This is a genomic window from Pseudomonas knackmussii B13 (assembly GCF_000689415.1).
Classification (GTDB): domain Bacteria; phylum Pseudomonadota; class Gammaproteobacteria; order Pseudomonadales; family Pseudomonadaceae; genus Pseudomonas; species Pseudomonas knackmussii.
Genome location: NZ_HG322950.1, coordinates 3,926,598 through 3,946,031, shown reverse-complemented (window position 1 = coordinate 3,946,031; position 19,434 = coordinate 3,926,598). Strand labels below are relative to the sequence as shown.

The 19,434-nt window shown below is 66.1% G+C and carries 17 protein-coding genes; 12 read left to right on the top strand and 5 right to left on the bottom strand.

Annotated features, from left to right (window positions below; translation table 11 throughout):
- The first annotated feature begins 48 nt into the window (after positions 1-48).
- Complete coding sequence (locus tag PKB_RS18605) at positions 49-1,449, top strand: amino acid permease (protein ID WP_043253474.1); 1,401 nt, start codon at positions 49-51, stop codon at positions 1,447-1,449.
- 96 nt (positions 1,450-1,545) lie between these two features.
- Here PKB_RS18605 and PKB_RS18600 read toward each other — a convergent pair whose 3' ends face one another.
- Entirely contained in the window at positions 1,546-2,217 is a 672-nt protein-coding gene (locus PKB_RS18600; protein ID WP_043253473.1) for a TetR/AcrR family transcriptional regulator, read from the bottom strand.
- A gap of 114 nt (positions 2,218-2,331) precedes the next feature.
- Between PKB_RS18600 and PKB_RS18595 the strand changes: the two genes are divergently transcribed.
- From PKB_RS18595 to sthA, 7 genes are all read left to right on the top strand, one after another.
- Positions 2,332-3,339, top strand: a complete 1,008-nt coding sequence (locus tag PKB_RS18595) for an HlyD family secretion protein (RefSeq protein ID WP_043253472.1) — start codon at positions 2,332-2,334, stop codon at positions 3,337-3,339.
- On the top strand, positions 3,339-5,096 hold the full coding sequence (locus PKB_RS18590) for an ATP-binding cassette domain-containing protein (protein WP_043253471.1): 1,758 nt from the start codon (positions 3,339-3,341) through the stop codon (positions 5,094-5,096). Before PKB_RS18595 ends, PKB_RS18590 begins: the two co-directional genes overlap by 1 nt.
- A complete protein-coding gene (locus tag PKB_RS18585; RefSeq protein WP_043253470.1) occupies positions 5,093-6,229 on the top strand; it encodes an ABC transporter permease in 1,137 nt (378 codons plus the stop codon). Before PKB_RS18590 ends, PKB_RS18585 begins: the two co-directional genes overlap by 4 nt.
- 3 nt (positions 6,230-6,232) lie before the next feature.
- Positions 6,233-7,348: an ABC transporter permease gene (locus PKB_RS18580; RefSeq protein WP_043253469.1), complete on the top strand. Its 1,116-nt coding sequence runs from the start codon at positions 6,233-6,235 to the stop codon at positions 7,346-7,348.
- Between the two features lie 14 nt (positions 7,349-7,362).
- A complete protein-coding gene (locus PKB_RS18575) occupies positions 7,363-8,859 on the top strand; it encodes an efflux transporter outer membrane subunit (RefSeq protein ID WP_043253468.1) in 1,497 nt (498 codons plus the stop codon).
- 52 nt (positions 8,860-8,911) lie between these two features.
- Positions 8,912-9,961 (top strand): FAD:protein FMN transferase, encoded by a 1,050-nt coding sequence (locus tag PKB_RS18570; protein ID WP_084166673.1) that lies wholly within the window; start codon positions 8,912-8,914, stop codon positions 9,959-9,961.
- A 179-nt stretch (positions 9,962-10,140) separates the two neighbouring features.
- On the top strand, positions 10,141-11,535 hold the full coding sequence (gene sthA, locus PKB_RS18565) for a Si-specific NAD(P)(+) transhydrogenase (protein ID WP_043253466.1): 1,395 nt from the start codon (positions 10,141-10,143) through the stop codon (positions 11,533-11,535).
- 42 nt (positions 11,536-11,577) lie between these two features.
- Here sthA and PKB_RS18560 read toward each other — a convergent pair whose 3' ends face one another.
- The 3 genes from PKB_RS18560 to PKB_RS18550 are packed head-to-tail and all read right to left on the bottom strand — an operon-like array spanning position 11,578 to position 13,204.
- On the bottom strand, positions 11,578-12,300 hold the full coding sequence (locus PKB_RS18560) for a glycerophosphodiester phosphodiesterase (protein WP_043253465.1): 723 nt from the start codon (positions 12,298-12,300) through the stop codon (positions 11,578-11,580).
- The gene (locus PKB_RS18555; RefSeq protein ID WP_043253464.1) at positions 12,297-12,605 is read right to left on the bottom strand and encodes a hypothetical protein; all 309 of its coding nucleotides are present in this window, start codon (positions 12,603-12,605) and stop codon (positions 12,297-12,299) included. Before PKB_RS18555 ends, PKB_RS18560 begins: the two co-directional genes overlap by 4 nt.
- Positions 12,606-12,625: 20 nt before the next feature.
- Positions 12,626-13,204, bottom strand: coding sequence for a PilZ domain-containing protein (locus PKB_RS18550; protein ID WP_043253463.1), 579 nt, complete (start codon positions 13,202-13,204; stop codon positions 12,626-12,628).
- Between the two features lie 122 nt (positions 13,205-13,326).
- Between PKB_RS18550 and PKB_RS18545 the strand changes: the two genes are divergently transcribed.
- From PKB_RS18545 to PKB_RS18535, 3 genes are read left to right on the top strand one after another with little or no spacing between them, the layout of a single operon-like run.
- Entirely contained in the window at positions 13,327-14,580 is a 1,254-nt protein-coding gene (locus PKB_RS18545) for a lipoprotein-releasing ABC transporter permease subunit (RefSeq protein WP_043253462.1), read from the top strand.
- Entirely contained in the window at positions 14,573-15,256 is a 684-nt protein-coding gene (gene lolD / locus PKB_RS18540) for a lipoprotein-releasing ABC transporter ATP-binding protein LolD (protein ID WP_043253461.1), read from the top strand. Before PKB_RS18545 ends, lolD begins: the two co-directional genes overlap by 8 nt.
- A 4-nt stretch (positions 15,257-15,260) precedes the next feature.
- Positions 15,261-16,511, top strand: a complete 1,251-nt coding sequence (locus tag PKB_RS18535) for a lipoprotein-releasing ABC transporter permease subunit (RefSeq protein ID WP_043253460.1) — start codon at positions 15,261-15,263, stop codon at positions 16,509-16,511.
- A 36-nt stretch (positions 16,512-16,547) separates the two neighbouring features.
- Here the strand turns inward: PKB_RS18535 and PKB_RS18530 are convergent, their stop codons facing one another.
- Entirely contained in the window at positions 16,548-17,078 is a 531-nt protein-coding gene (locus PKB_RS18530; RefSeq protein WP_043253459.1) for a DUF2062 domain-containing protein, read from the bottom strand.
- 124 nt (positions 17,079-17,202) lie between these two features.
- Between PKB_RS18530 and PKB_RS18525 the strand changes: the two genes are divergently transcribed.
- Positions 17,203-19,407, top strand: a complete 2,205-nt coding sequence (locus PKB_RS18525; protein ID WP_242411179.1) for a DNA internalization-related competence protein ComEC/Rec2 — start codon at positions 17,203-17,205, stop codon at positions 19,405-19,407.
- Positions 19,408-19,434 lie beyond the last annotated feature (27 nt).

Sequence of the window (19,434 nt, the reverse complement as noted above, 5' to 3'; positions counted from 1 at the left end):
ACAACGCATAACGATAAAAAGCCAACCCCTCTACCGAGGAACCCCGCAATGGATGGACATCCCCATCTGCATGAAGGCTCGCTCAAGCGCGGCCTGAAGAATCGCCACATCCAGCTCATCGCCCTGGGTGGCGCCATCGGTACCGGACTGTTCCTGGGCTCGGCCGGTGTCCTGCAATCCGCCGGCCCGTCGATGATCCTCGGCTACGCCATCGGCGGCTTCATCGCATTCCTGATCATGCGCCAGCTCGGCGAGATGATCGTCGAGGAGCCGGTCGCCGGTTCCTTCAGCCACTTCGCGCACAAATACTGGGGTGGCTTTGCCGGCTTCATGTCGGGCTGGAACTATTGGGTGCTGTACATCCTGGTGGGCATGTCGGAGCTGACGGCCGTCGGCAAGTACGTGCAGTTCTGGTGGCCGGACATCCCGACCTGGGTCACCGCGGCGGTGTTCTTCGTCCTGATCAACGCGCTCAACCTGTTCAACGTGAAGGCCTTCGGCGAGGCCGAGTTCTGGTTCGCGATCATCAAGGTCGCGGCGATCATCGGCATGATCGTCCTTGGTTGCTGGCTGCTGGCCACCGGCACCGGCGGCCCGCAGGCGGCGGTGAGCAACCTGTGGAGCCACGGCGGCTTCTTCCCCAATGGCCTGAAGGGCCTGGTGATGGTCCTGGCGATCATCATGTTCTCCTTCGGTGGCCTGGAGCTGGTCGGCATCACTGCCGCCGAGGCCGCGGAACCGAAGAAGGTGATCCCCAAGGCGATCAACCAGGTCATCTACCGGATCCTGATCTTCTACATCGGCGCCCTGGCCGTGCTGCTCTCGCTGTACCCGTGGGACGCCTTGGTGCAAAGCATCAACAGCGCCGGCGACCCCTACAGCGGCAGCCCGTTCGTGAAGGTCTTCTCGCTGATGGGCAGTGGTAACGCTGCCCACGTGCTGAACTTCGTGGTACTGACCGCGGCTCTGTCGGTCTACAACAGCTGCGTGTACTGCAACAGCCGCATGCTCTTCGGCCTGGCCGAGCAGGGCGACGCACCGCGCGCCTTCGCCAAGATCGACGACCGTGGCGTACCGTTGCTGGCCATCGGCGTTTCGGCGTTCATCACCCTGGCCTGCGTGGCGGTCAACTACCTGATCCCGGCGCGCGCCCTTGAGCTGCTGATGTCCCTGGTGGTGGCGGCCCTGGTGATCAACTGGGCGATGATCAGCCTGGCGCACCTGATGTTCCGCCGCGCCAAGGACCGCGAAGGCTCCAAGACCTCGTTCCGCGCGCTGATGTACCCCTTCGGCAACTGGCTTTGCCTGGCCTTCGTGGTGTTCATCCTCGGCATCATGCTGCAGATCCCGGGCATCGACGTGTCGGTCTACGCGATCCCGGTGTGGGTCGTGCTGATGGGCGTCTGCTACTTGTTCAAGCGCAAGAGCGGTACTCAGGCCGCTGCCTGATCGTGTGGCGGGGGGGGGGGGGGGCTTCATTGCGGCAGGTTCGCGAGCAAGCTCGCTCCTACGAAAAACAGGCCCGGTAGTCAGGAAAAGCCCGCGCTACAGCGCTTGCGCGTGGTAATCCCGTGCCACCGCTTCGAGCCCTGCTTGCGCGAACAGCTTGAGGTGGCGTGCGAGGTCTTCGGTGGGTTGCTCGAAGAGGTCGGTCAGCGGCGTGGGTATCTCGCGGCTGACCACCTGCAGCGTCAGGTAGGGCGCCATCACGCTGAACAGGCAGCGCAGCAGCGCTGGGGCCTGCAGCGGGATGCCAGTGACCTCGCTGAGCAATCCCATCACCAGGCGCACCTTGGGCATCGCCTCCTGGTCGATGAGCTCGGCGAGGAAGGCCGACGGCGCCAGCAGCTCGCGGGCCCACAGCCGCGCCTGCCAGCGCTGGCCGCTGGCGACGTTGAGGGTCAGGGCGTCGATCAGCAGGGCCAGCTTGTCGCGGCTGTCCTGTTCGCTGCGCGTGAGTTGTTCCAGCTGGTCGTAGCTGATCAGGTGCTTGTGCATCTCCTGCAGCAGGGCGCGGTAGAGGTTTTCGCGGCTGCCGAAGTGGTAGTTCACCGCGGCCATGTTGCATTGCGCCTGCTCGCAGATCGCCTTGCTGGTGGTATCGGCATAACCGCGCTCGGCGAACAGCTGGCCGGCCGCCAGGAGAATCCGCCCGCGAGTGGCCTCGCCGTCCTGGCGCGGCGCGCGCGGCGGGCTTTGGCGTGGGGATTCCGGCATGGCGACATCCTGCTCGATGGAGTGAATGCAGCCTAGAACCGAGCTAGATCAAATTCAAATTTGAATTTGTTGTCTATGCTTCCCGGATGTCGCCCCGATCCGCGAGTCACCACCATGCCCAAGAAGCTCGTCGTCATCCCTTCGTTGCTGCTCCTGATCGGCCTGGGCGCCTGGTACTACCACCGCTCGACGATGGACCAGGGCAGCGACCTGGTGCTGTATGGCAACGTCGATATTCGCCAGGTGTCGCTGGCATTCACCGGTAGCGAGCGGATCGCCGAGATGCGCGTGGAGGAGGGCGACAGCGTCAAGGCCGGGCAAATCCTGGCGACCCTCGACAGCCGCGCGCTGAAGCTGCAGATCGACCAGGCCAGGGCCCAGATCGGCGTGCAGGAACAGGCGCTGCTGCGCTTGCGTAACGGCAGCCGCCCGGAAGACATCGACCGCGCCAAGGCCCAGGTGGACGCGGCCAAGGCCCAGCTCGACCTGGCGAATATCCAGCTGCGCCGTCTGCAGGGTATCCGCGCCAACAGCCCCGGTGGCCGGGCGATCAGCCAGCAGGACCTGGACAACGCCAACGCCCAGCTGAAGGTCGACCAGGCGCAACTGGACGACCGCCAGAAGGCCCTGCGCCTGGCGAAGATCGGCCCACGCGCGGAAGACATCGCCCAGGCCGACGCACAGCTGCAAGTGGCTCGCGCGCAACTGGCGCTGCTGCAGCACAACCTCGATGAAACCGAATTGCGTGCGCCGCAGAACGCCGTGGTGCGCTCGCGCCTGCTCGAGCCGGGCGACATGGCCTCGCCGCAGCGCGCGGTCTATGCGCTGGCCATTACCGATCCGAAATGGGTGCGGGTCTACGTCAACGAGACCCAGCTCGGGCTGATCAAGCCCGGCCAGAACGCCAGCGTAGTCACCGATAGTCACCCGCAGCAGCCTGTCGAGGGGCATGTCGGCTACATCTCCGACGTCGCCGAGTTCACGCCCAAGGCGGTGCAGACCGAGGAGCTGCGCACCGCGCTGGTCTACGAAGTGCGCGTGCTGGTCGAGGACAAGGGCAATCGCCTGCGCCTGGGCATGCCGGCCACGGTGCGCATCGCCCGGGACGGGCAGGCGCACTGATGGACAAGGGCCTGGTGATAGATGCCCAGGGCGTCGCAAGGCAATTCCTGATCAAGGAATCCGGGCAGGTCGTGCGGGCCCTGCATGGCCTCGATCTGCGCGTGCGCGAAGGTGCGCTCACCGCGTTGGTCGGCCCCGATGGCGCCGGCAAGACCACCTTCCTGCGCCTGGTCGCCGGCCTGCTGAAAGCCGACGCCGGGCAGTTGCGGGTGCTTGATGTGGACGTCGCCGCGCAGCCGCAGAAGGTGCAGGACCTCATCAGCTACATGCCGCAGCGCTTCGGCCTGTATGAAGACCTGAGCGTGCAGGAGAACCTCGACCTCTACGCCGACCTGCATGGCGTCGGCGCGGAGGAGCGCAGCCGGCGTTTCGCTCGCCTGCTGGAGATGACCGACCTCGGCCGCTTCACCGCAAGGCCGGCGGGCAAGCTGTCCGGCGGAATGAAGCAGAAGCTCGGCCTGGCCTGCACCCTGGTGCGCTCGCCGCGGCTGCTGCTGCTCGACGAACCGACGGTGGGTGTCGATCCGCTGTCGCGCCGCGAGCTCTGGGAGATCGTCCAGCAGTTAGTGGAAGAAGAGCGCCTCAGCGTGCTGCTGACCACTTCCTACATGGACGAAGCCGAACGCTGCAGCGAGGTCTACCTGCTGCACCAGGGCCAGTTGCTCGCCCAGGGCGTGCCCGAGGAAATCCGCCGCCATGCCGAGGGCCTCTGCCGCATTGCCGTGCCGCCGGCGGGACAGCCCGCGCGCACCCTGCAGGCGCGTTTGCTGGATGAGCCGCACAACGTCATCGATGCCGTGCCCCAGGGCGGCGAGGTGCGTTTCATCCGCCAGCGCGAAGCCGACGAGCAGCGCCTGGAATCGCTCCTGGAAGGTGCACCGGTACGCGAAGTAGAGGCGCGCCTGGAAGACGGCTTCATGGTCCTGCTGCGGGCCAAGAGCGGCGCCGAGAAGGTGGACACCGAATCGCTCCGGGTCGCCGCGCCGGTCGGCGCTTCAGGTAATGGCGACGCGGTGATCGAGGTGAAGGATCTGGTGCGCAAGTTCGGCGACTTCACTGCAGTCGACCGCACCAGCTTCAGCGTGGCCCGTGGTGAAATCTTCGGTCTGCTCGGCCCCAACGGCGCCGGCAAGACCACTACCTTCCGCATGCTCTGCGGCCTGTTGCCGGCGTCCTCCGGCAGCCTGCAGGTGGCCGGGGTCAACTTGCGCCATGCCCGCGCCCAGGCACGCCGGCGCATCGGCTACGTGTCGCAGAAGTTCTCGCTGTACGGCAACCTCTCGGTGCGCGAGAACCTGCAGTTCTTCGGCGGCGCTTACGGGCTGTCCGGCAAACAGTTGGGGCGGCGCATGGAAGAGGTGTCGCGGCAGTTCGACCTGTCCGGCCACGAGGGCGAGCCCAGCGGCCAACTGCCCGGCGGTTACCGGCAGCGTCTGGCGATGGCGGTCGGCCTGCTCCACGAACCGGAAATCCTCTTTCTCGACGAGCCCACCAGCGGCGCCGATCCTCTGGCCCGGCGCGGCTTTTGGCAGCGCATCACGGCGCTGGCGGCCGGTGGCACCACCATCATCATCACCACCCATTTCATGGAAGAGGCCGAGTACTGCGACCGCATCGTCATCCAGGACGCCGGACGCATCCTCGCCATGGGCACGCCGCAGCAGGTTCGCGAACAGGCCGGCGGCAAGGGCAGCGCGCTGAACATGGAGCAGGCATTCATCGCCATCGTCGAGCAGGCGCGGGAGGTTCAGGCATGAGCGGCGTATGGCTGCGACGGGGTTTCTGGCGGCGCCTGGTGTCGCTCACGCGCAAGGAATTTCGCCAGATGCTGCGCGACCGCAGCAACCTGCTGATCGGCATCGGCTTGCCGATCGTGCTGATCCTCATCTTCGGCTACGGCCTGTCGCTGGACGTGAAGCGCAGCCTGGTGGCTGTCGTACAGGATGATCCGGCGCCCATGGCTCGCGATCTGCTGGCCAGCATCAGCCGCTCCGAATACCTGCGCCCGCTACGCGTAGGCTCCTTCGAGGAAGGGCGGCGCCTGATGCTCAGCCGTGAAGCCGATGCCCTGGTCTACCTGCCGTCCGACTTCAGCCGGCGCCTGCAGGACGGCGACGCGCAGATTCTCGTGTTGGTGCAGGGCGCTGACGCCACCCGCGCCTCGGGCGTGAGCAACTACCTCAACCAGGCCCTGGCGCTATGGGGCGAGAAGCAGGCCGCGCGCAATGCCGGGCAGGTCCAGGGCGGCGTGCGCATCGAACAGCGCATGTGGTTCAACGCCGCCAACACCAGCACCTGGTACCTGGTGCCGGGGCTGATCGTGCTGATCATGACGCTGGTCGGTGCCTTCCTCACCGCGCTGGTGATGGCACGCGAATGGGAGCGCGGCACCCTGGAGGCGTTGTTCGTCACCCCGGTGCGGCCGGTGGAGATCCTGCTGGCGAAGATGATCCCCTGCTTCATGGTCGGCCTGCTGGGCCTCGCCATGTGCCTGCTGGCAGCACGCTTCCTGTTCCATGTGCCGATGTACGGCTCGCTGCTGGTGCTGCTGTTCAGCAGCATGCTCTACCTGTTCGTCGCCCTGGGTATCGGCCTGCTCATTTCCTCGGCGACCAAGAACCAGTTCATTGCCAGCCAGATCGCCCTGATCGCCAGCTTCCTGCCGGCACTGATGCTGTCCGGCTTCATCTTCGACCTGCGCAACGTGCCGCTGGCGATCCGTGTGGTCGGCCAGCTGCTGCCGGCGACCTACTTCATGGAACTGGTGAAGTCGCTGTTCCTCGCCGGCGATTTCTGGCCGCTGATCCTTCGCGATTGCGCCGTGCTCGCCGGCTACGCCGCGCTGTTGCTGGGCCTGGCGCGACTGGCCACGCAAAAGAGGCTGGGCTGAGCCATGGCTGCGCTGATCGAGTTCTTCCGGCGCCTGGCCAACCTCTGGCGCAAGGAACTGCTGGTGATTCTCAAGGACCCGGCCAACCGCATCGTGCTGGTTTCGCCGGTGCTGGTGCAGGGGCTGCTGTTCGGCTATGCAGTGACGTTCGACCTCAACGATGCCCCGTACGCATTGCTCGACCAGAGCCACAGCGAAATGTCCGAGCAACTGGCCTCGCGCCTCGACGGCAGCGGCATCTTCCACCGCGTGGCGACCTTGCGCGCACCGGGCGATATCTCCGGCGTCATCGACACGCAGAAGGCACTGCTGGTGGTGCAGATCCCCGCCGACTTCCAGACCCGCCTGACCCGCGGCGAACCGGCGCCGCTGCAACTGATCCTCGATGGGCGCAACTCCACCACCGCAAGTGCCGCGGCCGCCGGGGTGGCCAATGTGGTCGCGGACTTCAACCGCGAGCGGGGGCTGGTCGCGGCGCCGCTGAGCGTGGTGACCCGTGCCTGGCACAACCCCAACCTGGAGACACGCTGGCCGCTGATCCCGGCGCTGATCGCCTCGCTGAGCATGCTGCAGACGCTGATGCTGTCGGCGCTTTCGGTAGCCCGGGAGCGCGAGCAGGGCACTTTCGACCAGCTCCTGGTGACGCCCTATGCGCCACTGGAAATCATGCTCGGCAAGGCCCTGCCGCCGATCCTCATCGGGCTGGTGCAGGCAACGCTGGTACTGCTGCTGGCGCTGTTCTGGTTCCGCATTCCGCTGGCCGGCTCGCTGCTCGACCTCTACGGCGGGCTGCTGGTGTTCATGGTGTCCTGCGTCGGGCTGGGCCTGTCGATCTCGGCGGTGTCGTTGAACATGCAGCAGGCCATGCTCTACACCTTCGTGCTGATCATGCCGATCATGCTGCTCTCGGGGCTCTCGACGCCGGTGCGCAACATGCCCGAGGCGCTGCAGATGGCGACCTACCTGAACCCGCTGCGCTTCGCCATCGACCTGATCCAGCGCATCTATCTCGAAGGCGTCGGCCTCTTCGACGTGGCCCACGATCTCTGGCCGATGCTGGCAATGGCGGTCGTGACGCTGCCGCTGTCGGCGTGGCTGTTTCGCAATCGACTCGCCTGAACGGAGAGGCCGCCATGTCATCGCCCCGTACTTCCCACCTGTTCTGGCCGCTGTTGCTGACGCTGGGCGCCTGCAGCGCAGTGGGCCCGGATTACCGGGCGCCCCAGCCGCAGGTTCCGGCGAGCTGGAGCGCCGCGCATGCCGGCGACCCCGCGCTGCTGCCGGCGGGCCAGGGTGGCCAGGCGCTGCCGGCGCAATGGTGGACGCAGTTCGCTGACCCGACGCTCGATGCCCTGCAGCAGCGCGCCAGCAAAGCCAGCCCGGACCTGCAGAGTGCCGCCCTGCGCTTCGCCCAGGCGCGCATGCAGCGGCAGATGGTCGCCGCCCAGCGCGGGCCGAACGTCGATGCCAAAGGCGACATCCAGCGCCAGCGGCAGAGCGAGCGCGGTGCCAGCGCGCGGATGATCTCCAGCATCGCCCCGGTGAACAGCGACGAGTTGGTGAAGACCCTGGCCGAGCCTTTCACCCTCTACGAAGCCGGCTTCGACGCTTCCTGGGAGATCGACTTCTGGGGCCGTGTACGGCGGTCGATCGAGGCCGCCGATGCACAAGTCGAGCAGCAGCGCGCCTTGCTCGAACAGGCACGCCTGCTGGTCGCCAGCGAAGTGGCGCGTGGCTACTTCGAGCTGCGCCGCGTGCAACAGCAGATCGCCGTGACCCGCGACGACCTGCGCGCCACCGAGGAGTCGCTGGAACTGGTGCAGGCGCGTGCAGATGGCGGGTTGGTCGATGACTTCGACCTGGTGCGCCAGCGCAGCCAGTTGGAGGACTTGCGCTCGCGCCTGCCGTCGCTGCTGGCGGCGCAGACCCAGGCGATCAACCAGCTCGGCGTGCTGGTCGGCGCGCAGCCGGGCGAGTTGTCGGCACAATTGGCGGCGCCTTCGGTCAAGCCTTCCGCCTTGCCCGATCTCAGCCCAGGGCTGCCTTCCGAAGTAGCGCGGCGGCGCCCGGACATTCGCGCCGCCGAAGCGCAACTGCATGCAGCCACAGCCAGCGTTGGCGTCGCTGTTGCCGAGCTCTACCCGAGCATTCGCCTGGGTGCCAGCTTTGGCTATTCGTCCTTCGAGAGCGGCAAGGTTTCCGATTGGGGCAGTCGCCAGTGGGCGGTGGGGCCGAGCCTGAGCCTGCCGATCTTCGACAATGGCCGGCGGCGCTCCCAGGTCACCCTGCGCAAGCTGGAACAGCAGCAGGCGGCGGTGAATTACCAGCAGACCGTGCTCAAGGCCTGGCAGGAAGTCGACGACGCCCTCAGCGGCTACGGCGCCGAACGCCAGCGCAATGCCCAGCTGCAGGCGCGATTGGGCAGCGCCGGGCAGGCCTACGACATGGCCAAGGCGCGCTATGCAGGGGGCCTCACCGATTTCCTCGTCGAGCTGGATGCCCAGCGCAATTACCTGCAGGCCCGCCGCGATTGGGTCGACAGCGAAAGCCAACTGCGCCTGGACCTGGTCGCGCTGTACAAGGCACTGGGCGGCGGGGCGCCGGTGAGCGCTGCCAGCGAGGTGCAATGAGCAACGAACCTTTACCGCCTGGGCAACAGTAAGTCGCCGCGCTTCGGGTAGAATGTGCGGCGCCCGAACCGGGGCAGGGGAGCGGAGGTGTGCGTTGCGGGGTATCTGGCTGTGCATGGCGCTGTTGGCTTTGGCCGGCTGCGGTGAGCGCGTCGAGCGTTTCGGCGGGCCGACCATGGGTAGCAGTTATTCGGTGCAGTACCTGCCCACCGCGAAAAGCCCCTCTCCGCAGCGCCTGCAGGCCGAAGTCGAAACCATCCTCGGCGAGCTCGACCGGCAGTTCTCCACCTACCGCGACGATTCCGAAGTCTCCCGCTTCAACGACCTGCCGGCCGGCGCCTGCCAGGCGATGCCGGCCGACCTGATCGCACTCCTGCAGTACGGCGATGAGCTTTCCTCCGCCAGCGATGGCGCCTTCGACCTGACCGTCGAGCCGCTGATGAACCTCTGGGGCTTCGGCCCGCAGTCGCGTGAAGAGCGCGTGCCGGCCGAGACGGACCTGATCCGTGAGCGTGCGCGCGTTGGCTACCGGCATGTGCGGGTGGACGGCAGCCTGGTATGCAAGGACGTCGCGGCGCAGCTCGATTTCGACAGTATCGTCGCCGGCTACGCGGTGGACCGCGTCAGCCAGCGCCTGGGCGAATTGGGCCTGAAGGACTACCTCGTGGAGATCACCGGCGAGCTCAAGGCGGTCGGGCACAAGGCTGACGGTTCGCCCTGGAGGGTCGCCCTGGAGGTGCCCAGCGGCGAACGCGAACGTACCGTCGAGCGCTCGCTGGATGTGGACGGCTACGGCGTCTCAACCTCGGGCGATTACCGCAACTATTTCGAGGAAGGTGGGCAGCGCTATTCGCACACCTTCGATGCCCGCACCGGCACGCCCGTGCGGCACAAACTGGCCGCGGTGACCGTAGTCGACCGCTCGACGCTGCATGCCGACGGCTTGTCGACCCTGCTCATGGTGCTAGGTCCCGACGAGGGCTTCCGCTACGCCGAGCAGCAAGGGTTGGCCGCCTATTTCGTCATGCACGAGGGACAGGCCTTTTCGACGCGCGTGACGCCGCGCTTCGCCGAGCTGTTCCCGGACGCGCAGAGGCGCTGAAAGCCGCACGAAATGTAGTGATGGCAAAATTCGCCTACCGCACGACCAAGCGCTAATGTGCAGCAATTTGTCGCGCGGCTAAGCTGCCAACAACGATTCGCTAGTACCCGGCGCCAGGCGCGCCGGGGCTTTGCCGGGAGCGCCACAGGGGCGCCCCGGCCTGTTCTGAAGGAGTACGCATGGCTGTCTACAACTACGACGTGGTGATTCTCGGCACGGGCCCGGCGGGCGAGGGGGCGGCGATGAACGCCTCCAAGTACGGGCGCAAGCTGGCGGTGGTGGACAGCCGTCGCGTGGTCGGCGGCAACTGCACGCACCTGGGCACCATCCCGTCCAAGGCACTGCGCCACTCGGTAAAGCAGATCATCGAGTTCAACACCAACCCGATGTTCCGTCTGATCGGCGAGCCGCGCTGGTTCTCCTTCCCCGACGTGCTCAAGAGCGCCGAGAAGGTGATCTCCAAGCAGGTCTCCTCGCGCACCGGCTACTACGCGCGCAACCGCATCGACATGTTCAACGGCACCGCCAGCTTCGTCGATGAGCGCACCGTCGAGGTGGTCACCCCCAGCGGCGCTGTCGAGCGCCTGGTCGCCGACCAGTTCGTCATCGCCACCGGTTCGCGTCCGTATCGCCCCTCGGACATCAACTTCAATCACCCGCGCGTCTACGACAGCGACACCATCCTCTCGCTGAGCCACACCCCGCGTCGCCTGATCATCTACGGAGCCGGCGTGATCGGCTGCGAGTACGCCTCGATCTTCAGTGGCCTGGGCGTGCTGGTCGACCTGATCGACACCCGTGACCAGTTGCTGAGCTTCCTCGACGACGAAATCTCCGACGCCCTGAGCTACCACCTGCGCAACAACAACGTGCTGGTGCGCCACAACGAGGAATACGAGCGCGTCGAGGGTCTGGACAACGGCGTGATCCTGCACCTGAAGTCGGGCAAGAAGATCAAGGCCGACGCCCTGCTGTGGTGCAACGGCCGTACCGGCAACACCGACCGCCTGGGCCTGGAGAACATCGGCATCAAGGTCAACAGCCGCGGCCAGATCGAGGTGGACGAGAACTATCGCACCTCGGTGTCGAACATCTACGCCGCCGGCGACGTGATCGGCTGGCCGAGCCTGGCCAGCGCCGCCTACGACCAGGGCCGTTCGGCTGCCGGCAACATCGTCGAGCATGACAGCTGGCGCTTCGTCAACGACGTGCCGACCGGCATCTACACCATTCCGGAAATCAGCTCTATCGGCAAGAACGAGCACGAGCTGACCGCGGCGAAGATCCCTTACGAAGTGGGCAAGGCCTTCTTCAAGGGCATGGCCCGCGCGCAAATCTCCAACGAGCCGGTGGGGATGCTGAAGATCCTCTTCCATCGCGAGACGCTGGAAGTGCTCGGCGTGCACTGCTTCGGCGACCAGGCTTCGGAGATCGTGCATATCGGCCAGGCGATCATGAACCAGCCGGGCGAGCTGAACACCCTGAAGTATTTCGTCAACACCACCTTCAACTATCCGACCATGGCCGAAGCCTACCGCGTAGCGGCGTTCGACGGCCTGAACCGGCTTTTCTGAAGTACCCCGACCGGCGGCCTGAGCCGGCCGGGGGCGACCCGCTCAGCGATTCCCGAGCGTGGCAGTGGCCAAACCGGGAAAGTCTGTAATCAGGCTATCCACACCAAAGTCGGCGAGTCGGCGCATCAGCGCCGGCTCGTTGACCGTCCACACCGACACATGCAGCCCCTGCTTCTGCGCCTTCAGCAGGCGTTCGGGCGTGCACAGCATCCAGTTCAGCGCCAGCAACTCGCAGCCGTAGTTCGCCGCGACCTTCAGCGGGTCGAGCCAGGCGTATTCGGCGACCAGTCCGCGAGACAGGTCCGGGGCAAGCTCCTGCAGCGCGCGCAACACAGTGCGTGAGCTCGAAGTCACGGTGACGCGGTCGCGCAGGCCGAAGCGCTCCACCAACTGGTCGATGGCCTGGACGGTGCGCGCGGCGCGATCACGCGAGGCGCTTTTCACCTCCAGCTGCCAGTGCTCGAACTCGCAATGCTCGAACAGCTCGGCCAGCCGCGGGATCGGGCAGGGCCGCAGCCAGCCGGGGCCGCCCTGGCGCGCGTCGTAGGTCACCAGGTCCTCCGCCAACTGCTCGGAGACCTTGCCGCCACGGCCGGTGGTGCGCTTGAGGGTCGGGTCGTGGATCACCATCAGCTCGCCGTCGCGCGAGAGATGCAGGTCCAGTTCGCAACGTTTGACGCCATGTTCGAGGCAGCGCTTGAAGCTGTTCAGGGTGTTTTCCGGCGCTTCGCCTTTGGCGCCGCGATGGCCATAGATGAGAGTCACTGGGGCTCCTTGGAAGAGGGCGTGATCGGATTCTGCGGATGGTGTGCGCGGACGGCGTCCACCACGTGGTCGTATTCGAAGTAGACGCTGAACTCGCGGTAATCCCAGCGAGTGATAGGCGGCTGGCCGATGGCGGGGTGCTCGACGTCGGGCAGGCCGAAGCGCTCCAGCACCGTGCGCCGGCTTTCGCCGCGGGTAGGCAGGCTGATGTGGCTGTCACCCTGGGCACCGACGGGGATTTCCAGGTTGTCGGCCAGCAGCGGCGGGGTCGCAAGCAGGGTAAGCAGGAAGAGCAGGGTACGCATGGGGCGATGATGTTCCTTGTTCATTCGGCGTCGCGGGCTTTCGCCAGGCGGCGCTCGGCGGCCTGCTTCTGCAGGATGTGACGTGCCAGAAGCTGGCGCTGCGGCTCTTCCAGGTCCTCGAAGAGCGTACCTATCTCGTACTCGCCCAGCCCCCGCGCGTGGCAGTGGTGGACCCTGGCGCGCAGTTGCAGGCCGAGGGCGCGGGGCAGCAGCACCAGGCGCAGTGCCAGCAGCTGGCCGACTTCCAGCGGCTCGGGCGTGCGGAAGGCGATGCCGCCCTCGGAGAGCACCACCGGCTGCGCCGGCCCGACCTCGCGGAGCAGGCTTTGGGAGAGGGCGTCGGCGATCAGGTCGATGCGTTTGTCGACCAGTTTCAGGTAGCCGGCCAGGGCGCGGTCGCGCTCGGCGATCTGGCGCAGCAGGTGCTGTCCTTCGAACTCCAGCAGGTGCAGGTCGCCGAGCAGATTGAACAGCGGGGAATCGTCGTGCAGCGCCTGTTCCGCCTGCGCCGGATCGCTCGGCAGCGGGCGAAATTCCAGTGCGAGGTGGTCTTCGATACGGTAGTATTCGCGGCGGTTATCCGCGTCTGGAGTGGACATGGCGAACCCACGGCGGCAGAGATGGTCTGAGTGTAAAGCCGCCCGCCGTACCTCGCCACAAAGGTCACCGGAAAGACCACCTGCAACGAGCAGACGCCCAATTCCCCAACCATCGGCCCCACATGTTCAGACCACTTTCCGTCTATATCGGGACGCGCTACACCCGCGCCAAACGCCGCAGCCATTTCGTCTCCTTCATCTCCCTCACTTCCATGATCGGCCTGGCCCTCGGGGTCATGGTGATGATCGTCGTGCTGTCGGTGATGAACGGCTTCGACCGCGAGATGCGCGAGCGGGTGCTGGGCATGGTGCCGCACGCCACGGTCGAGTCCTACCAGCCGATCGACGACTGGCGCGGCATGGCCGGGCAGATCAAGACGCAACACGCGAACGTCCTGCAGGTCGCGCCCTTCATCCAGATGCAGGGCCTGCTGAGCAGCAACGGCGTGGTGCAGAAGATCCTGATCGACGCCGTCGACCCGGCCGAGGAAGGCAAGGTCTCGATCATCGGCCAGTTCTTCCAGCAGGGCAGCCTGACCAGCCTGCAGCCGGGCGAGTTCGGCATCATCATCGGCGACAAGGCGGCCAAGAACCTCGGGGTCAAGGTCGGCGACAAGGTCACCTTCGTCGCGCCTGAGGTCTCGGTGACCCCGGCCGGCATCTTCCCGCGCATGAAGCGCTTCACCGTGGCTGGCATCTTCCATGTCGGCGCCGGCGAGCTCGACGGCTACGTCGCCCTGGCGCACATCGAGGATGCGGCGCGCATGCAGCGCTTCAAGGAAGGCCAGGTCCAGGGCCTGCGCCTGAAGCTCGACGACCTGTTCCAGGCGCCGCAGACCGCCTGGGAAATCGCGCAGACCTTCCGCGACCACGACCTCTACGCCCGCGACTGGACACGCACCCACGGCAACCTCTACCAGGCGATCCAGATGGAGAAATCCATGATCGGCCTGTTGCTGCTGCTGATAGTCGCGGTGGCCGCGTTCAACATCATTTCCACCCTGGTGATGGTGGTGACCGACAAGAAATCGGACATCGCCATCCTCCGCACTCTGGGCGCCACGCCCGGACAGATCCTGGGCATCTTCATGGTCCAGGGCTGCGTGATCGGCGTGATCGGTACCCTGGTCGGCGGCGTGCTGGGCGTGCTCGCGGCGCTCAAGGTGAGCGACGCCATCGCCCTGCTGGAGCGCCTGATCGGCCACAAATTCCTCAGCTCGGACGTTTACTTCATCGATTACCTGCCCTCGCAGCTGATGCGCGAGGACGTGATCCTGGTGTGCACCGCCGCGCTGATCCTGAGTTTCTTCGCCACCCTGTATCCGGCCTGGCGTGCCGCGCGCACCCAGCCCGCGGAGGCCCTGCGTTATGAGTGACAGAACCGTCCTGAGCTGCCGCAACCTGCGCAAGAGCTACGACGAGGGCCCGCAGTCGGTCGAGGTGCTGGTCGACGTGCAGCTGGAGCTGTTGCCCGGCGAGCGCGTGGCCATCGTCGGTAGTTCCGGCTCGGGCAAGAGCACCCTGCTGAACATGCTCGGTGGCCTCGACACGCCCAGCCAGGGCAGCGTCTGGCTGGCCGGCGAGGAGTTGTCCGCGCTCAACGAGAAGCAGCGCGGCCTGCTGCGCAACCGGGCGCTGGGCTTCGTCTACCAGTTCCACCACCTGCTGCCGGAGTTCACCGCGCTGGAGAACGTCTGCATGCCGCTGCTGATCGGCCGCACGCCGATCGCCGAGGCCCGCGAGCGTGCTGCTGCACTGCTCGAGCGCGTCGGCCTGAAGCACCGCCTGCAGCACAAGCCGGCTGAGCTCTCTGGCGGTGAGCGCCAGCGCGTAGCCATCGCCCGTGCCCTGGTCAACCGTCCGCAGCTGGTACTGCTCGACGAACCTACCGGTAACCTCGACCAGCACACCGCGCATTCCATCCAGGAGCTGATGCTCGAACTCTCGCAGTCGCTGCAGACGGCTTTCCTGGTGGTGACCCACGATCGCAACCTGGCACAGCAGATGGACCGCGTGCTGAGCCTCGAGGACGGCCGCCTGGTCGCCGCCTGACACCATGTTCAGACCCCTATCGATCTTCATCGGCACCCGCTACACCCGGGCCAAGAAGCGCAATCACTACATCTCCTTCATCTCCCTGACCTCGATGATCGGCCTGACCCTCGGGGTGCTGGCGATGATCGTGGTGCTCTCGGTGATGAACGGATTCCAGAAGGAAATGCGCTCGCGCATCCTCGGCATGGTGCCGCACGCGGTGCTGCAGAACGTCGACGGCAAGCCGCTGGAGAACTGGCAGGCGGTGGCGGCGGCTGCGCTGAAGCGCCGCGAGGTTGTAGGTGCGGTGCCCTATACCGAGCTGGACGGCATGCTCTCGTTCAAGGGGCAGATGCAGCCGATCGAGATCGATGGCGTCGACCCGCAGCAAGAGTCCAAGGTCTCGATCATCGGCTCGCACATGACCCAAGGCAGCCTGGAAGCGCTCAAGGCCGGTGAATCCGGGGTGGTGATCGGCGAGATCACCGCGCGGCGTTTCCGGGTCAACGTCGGTGACAGCCTGCTGTTGATCGTTCCCGAGTCGAGCTCCGCGCCGGGCGGCATCACCCCGCGTATGCAGCGCCTTAATGTGGTCGGCGTGTTCAAGGTCGGTGCCGAGCTGGATGGCACCCTGGCGCTGATCCACGTCGATGACGCGGCGCAGCTGCTGCGTTGGCAGCCGGGTCAGGTGCAGAGCGTGCGCATCGCCTTGAAGGACCTGTTCAAGGCCCCGGCCGTCGGCGCGAGCATCGCGAGTGACCTGGGCTCGGGATATCGCTCCGTGGACTGGACCCACACCCAGGGCAGCCTGTTCGGCGCGATGAAGATGGAAAAGACCATGATCGGCCTGCTGCTGCTGCTAATCGTTGCGGTGGCCGCCTTCAACATCATCGCCACGCTGATCATGGTGGTCGCCGACAAGCGCACCGATATCGCCATCCTGCGCACGCTCGGCATGACACCGCGCGAAATCATGACCATCTTCATGGTGCAGGGCACGGTGATCGGCGTGATCGGCACCGTTGTCGGCGGCACCCTTGGCGTCATCGCCGCGTTCAACGTCACGGCGATCGTCTCGGCGCTGGAGAAGGCGGCAGGGACCCACATCTTCAGTTCCGACGTCTACTTCATCAATTACCTGCCCACCGACGTGCAGGCGGCGGACGTGGTGCTGGTGTGTTGCGCGGCGCTGCTGATGAGCTTCCTCGCCACGCTCTATCCGGCCTGGCGAGCGGCCAACACCCAGCCGGCGGAAGCGCTGCGCTACGAATGAAAAAACCGCCCTTCGGGGCGGTTTTTCGTTATGCGGTCAGAGACCGGCGCGCAGATTGCGCAGCGCCTGGCGGCGGCGCCAGCTGCGGCCGATCCACCAGCGCCAGTAGCCTTCGGTGATCAGGTAGCCAAGCGCGCCGACAATCAGTCCGCAGAGTATCGAGCCGAGCAGGAAGGGCTGCCACAGCAGCGTCAGCTCGCCGCTGATCCATTCCCAGGTGATGTGCTCGGGCAGGCTGCGTGCCGGAATGCCCATCATCCATGCGCCCATCTTGTAGGTGCAGTAGAACACCGGTGGCATGGTGATTGGGTTGGTCAGCCAGACCAGCCCCACCGAGATCGGCAGGTTGGCCCGTACCCAGATCGCCAGGGTAGCGGCGAGCACCATCTGCAACGGTATGGGCACGAAGGCGGCGAAAAGCCCCATGCCCATGGCGCGTGAAACGGAGCGGCGATTCAGGTGCCAGAGGTTCGGCGAGTGCAGTAGCGGCCCCAGGAAGCGTAGGCACTTCTGTCCCCTGATCAGCTCGGGGGCGGGCATGTAGCGCTGGAAAAGTCGGCGCGGCATGGGGAAATCTCTGGCAGACGGACAACGTCCCATTATGCCCAGCTAGATGACAGCCTTTGCGTCTCAAGTATGACCACGTGTAACCGCATTTTACGTGTGGTCATCGCTGCTGCGGAGTCTGTCCATGCGTACAGGGATGTTCTCGCTTGCCGTCGGCATGTTGCTCCTGCGCCTGCTGCCCGAGTTGCCGCCGACCTGGCTGCTGTTATTGATGGCGCTGCTCGCCCTGCCACTTCTATATACGCGCTGTTATCCCATCGCCCTGGTACTGCTGGGCTTCGCCTGGGCCTGCTGCAACGCGCACTGGGCACTGGATCAGCGCCTGGCGCCAGAACTGGATGGTCGCACCTTGTGGTTGGAAGGACGGGTGGTCGGCTTGCCAGCTACCCGCGGCTCGACCCTGCGTTTCGACCTGGAAGAGGTCAGTGCGCGCTTGCCGCTTCCTTCGCGCCTGCGCCTTTCCTGGTACGAAGGCCAACCGGTGCAGGCGGGCGAGCGCTGGCGCTTCGCCGTGACCCTGAAGCGTTCCCATGGCCTGGCCAACGGGTTCGGCTTCGACTACGAAGCCTGGCTGACCGTCGATCGGATTGGCGCGACCGGCAGCATCAAGGCCGGCGAGCGCCTACAGCCGGCAACTGGCCCCAACGCCTGGCGCGAGGCTTGGCGGACGCGCCTGTTGACGGCCGATGCCTGCGGCCGCAATGCGTACCTGGTGGCCTTGGTGCTAGGCGATGGTAGTGGGCTGGGCGCGGCGGACTGGAAGGTCCTGCAGAACACCGGAACCCTGCATCTGATGGTGATATCCGGCTCGCATATCTCACTGCTTGGCGGCTTGCTCTATGGCCTGGTCGCTGGCCTGGCGCGAATCGGGTTCTGGCCTGCGCGACTGCCTTGGATGCCGTGCGCTTGCGCGGCAGCTTTGGCCGGAGCCTGGGGTTATGGTTGGGTCGCCGGACTCGAAGTCCCGGCCTTGCGCGCCTGCGTGATGCTCAGCCTGGTGTTGCTCTGGCGCCTGCGCTTTCGCCGTCAGGGCGTATGGCTGCCGGTGTTGGCGGCGCTGGTGCTGGTATTGCTGATCGATCCCCCGGGCTTCTGGCTGTCGTTCGCCGCCGTGGCCTGGCTGATCTTCGGCTTCGCCGGCCGCCTGGGTCGTGGGCGCTGGTGGCTGACCTGGGTGCGGGCGCAATGGCTGATGAGCCTGGGACTGGCGCCGATGCTTATCGCGCTGGCGCTGCCGCTGAGTTTCACCGGCGCCCTGGCCAACCTTCTGGCGGTGCCTTGCGTGGAACTGCTAGTGGTGCCGCTGGCCTTGCTGGGCAGCCTGTTCCTGGTGCTGCCGCCGGTGGGCGATTGGCTGTTGTGGTGCGCCGGTGCCGTACTCGAAGGGTTGATGCGTGTGCTCGAACAGCTTTCCCTATGGTCTCCAGCCTGGAGTCCGATGCTTCCGCCGGCCTGGGCCATTGCAATAGCCGCTGCGGGCGCCGTGTTATGTCTGGCGCCAGCTGGGGTGCCGTCGAGAGTGCTGGGGCTGGCAATGTTGCTGCCGATGCTCTGGCCTCAGCCGAAGGCGCCAGAGCACGGGTACGCCGAGGTTCGGGTGCTCGACGTGGGGCAGGGGCTCTCGGTACTGATCCGCACGCAGAGTCAGGCCTGGCTCTATGACGCAGGACCGCGGCGGGGCGATTTCGACCTCGGGGAGGTCGCGGTATTGCCGACCCTGCGGGGACTGGGCATCGACAAGCTGGACGTCATGCTGCTCAGTCACGCCGACAACGATCATGCCGGCGGCGCTATTGCCGTCAGCAAGGGTGTTTCGGTGGCCAAGGTGATCAGCGGCGAGCCTGGGCGCTTGCCCGCGCGCTTGCGCGCAGTGCCCTGCGAAGAGAACGAATGGCTGATCGACGGCGTGCGCTTTTCCACCTGGCAGTGGCCGCGCGCCGATGAAAGCAACGCGCTGTCTTGTGTCCTGCGGGTCGAGGCCCTTGGCGAAAGCCTGCTGCTGACTGGCGACCTGCCTGTAGCCGGGGAGGCTGCTTGGCTAAAGGCTCAGCCGCGCCCTTATGCCGACTGGCTACTCGCTGGCCATCATGGCAGCCGCACTTCGTCCGGAGAGGCGTTCCTGCGTGCGCTCGAACCGCATTCGGCGCTGGTGTCCCGGGCTCGGCACAACTCCTATGGCCATCCCCATCCGCAGGTTCTGGCGCGTTTTGCGAGTCTCGGCACACGCGTTCATGACACGGCGGAGGAGGGTGCCATGCACATCTTGCTCGGGGCCCGCCAGCCGATGCGCGGAGTGCGCGCAAACGCACGCTTCTGGACGGAAAAATGAGAACGGCGGCGGTCGGCGAGCAACAAC

Bases quoted from the DNA above. Each gene is read 5' to 3' on its own strand.
- PKB_RS18605 (WP_043253474.1), top strand. From the start codon at position 49: ATGGATGGACATCCCCATCTGCATGAAGGCTCGCTCAAGCGCGGCCTG.
- PKB_RS18600 (WP_043253473.1), bottom strand. From the start codon at position 2,217: ATGCCGGAATCCCCACGCCAAAGCCCGCCGCGCGCGCCGCGCCAGGAC.
- PKB_RS18595 (WP_043253472.1), top strand. From the start codon at position 2,332: ATGCCCAAGAAGCTCGTCGTCATCCCTTCGTTGCTGCTCCTGATCGGC.
- PKB_RS18590 (WP_043253471.1), top strand. From the start codon at position 3,339: ATGGACAAGGGCCTGGTGATAGATGCCCAGGGCGTCGCAAGGCAATTC.
- PKB_RS18585 (WP_043253470.1), top strand. From the start codon at position 5,093: ATGAGCGGCGTATGGCTGCGACGGGGTTTCTGGCGGCGCCTGGTGTCG.
- PKB_RS18580 (WP_043253469.1), top strand. From the start codon at position 6,233: ATGGCTGCGCTGATCGAGTTCTTCCGGCGCCTGGCCAACCTCTGGCGC.
- PKB_RS18575 (WP_043253468.1), top strand. From the start codon at position 7,363: ATGTCATCGCCCCGTACTTCCCACCTGTTCTGGCCGCTGTTGCTGACG.
- PKB_RS18570 (WP_084166673.1), top strand. From the start codon at position 8,912: ATGTGCGGCGCCCGAACCGGGGCAGGGGAGCGGAGGTGTGCGTTGCGG.
- sthA (WP_043253466.1), top strand. From the start codon at position 10,141: ATGGCTGTCTACAACTACGACGTGGTGATTCTCGGCACGGGCCCGGCG.
- PKB_RS18555 (WP_043253464.1), bottom strand. From the start codon at position 12,605: ATGCGTACCCTGCTCTTCCTGCTTACCCTGCTTGCGACCCCGCCGCTG.
- PKB_RS18550 (WP_043253463.1), bottom strand. From the start codon at position 13,204: ATGTCCACTCCAGACGCGGATAACCGCCGCGAATACTACCGTATCGAA.
- PKB_RS18545 (WP_043253462.1), top strand. From the start codon at position 13,327: ATGTTCAGACCACTTTCCGTCTATATCGGGACGCGCTACACCCGCGCC.
- lolD (WP_043253461.1), top strand. From the start codon at position 14,573: ATGAGTGACAGAACCGTCCTGAGCTGCCGCAACCTGCGCAAGAGCTAC.
- PKB_RS18535 (WP_043253460.1), top strand. From the start codon at position 15,261: ATGTTCAGACCCCTATCGATCTTCATCGGCACCCGCTACACCCGGGCC.
- PKB_RS18530 (WP_043253459.1), bottom strand. From the start codon at position 17,078: ATGCCGCGCCGACTTTTCCAGCGCTACATGCCCGCCCCCGAGCTGATC.
- PKB_RS18525 (WP_242411179.1), top strand. From the start codon at position 17,203: ATGCGTACAGGGATGTTCTCGCTTGCCGTCGGCATGTTGCTCCTGCGC.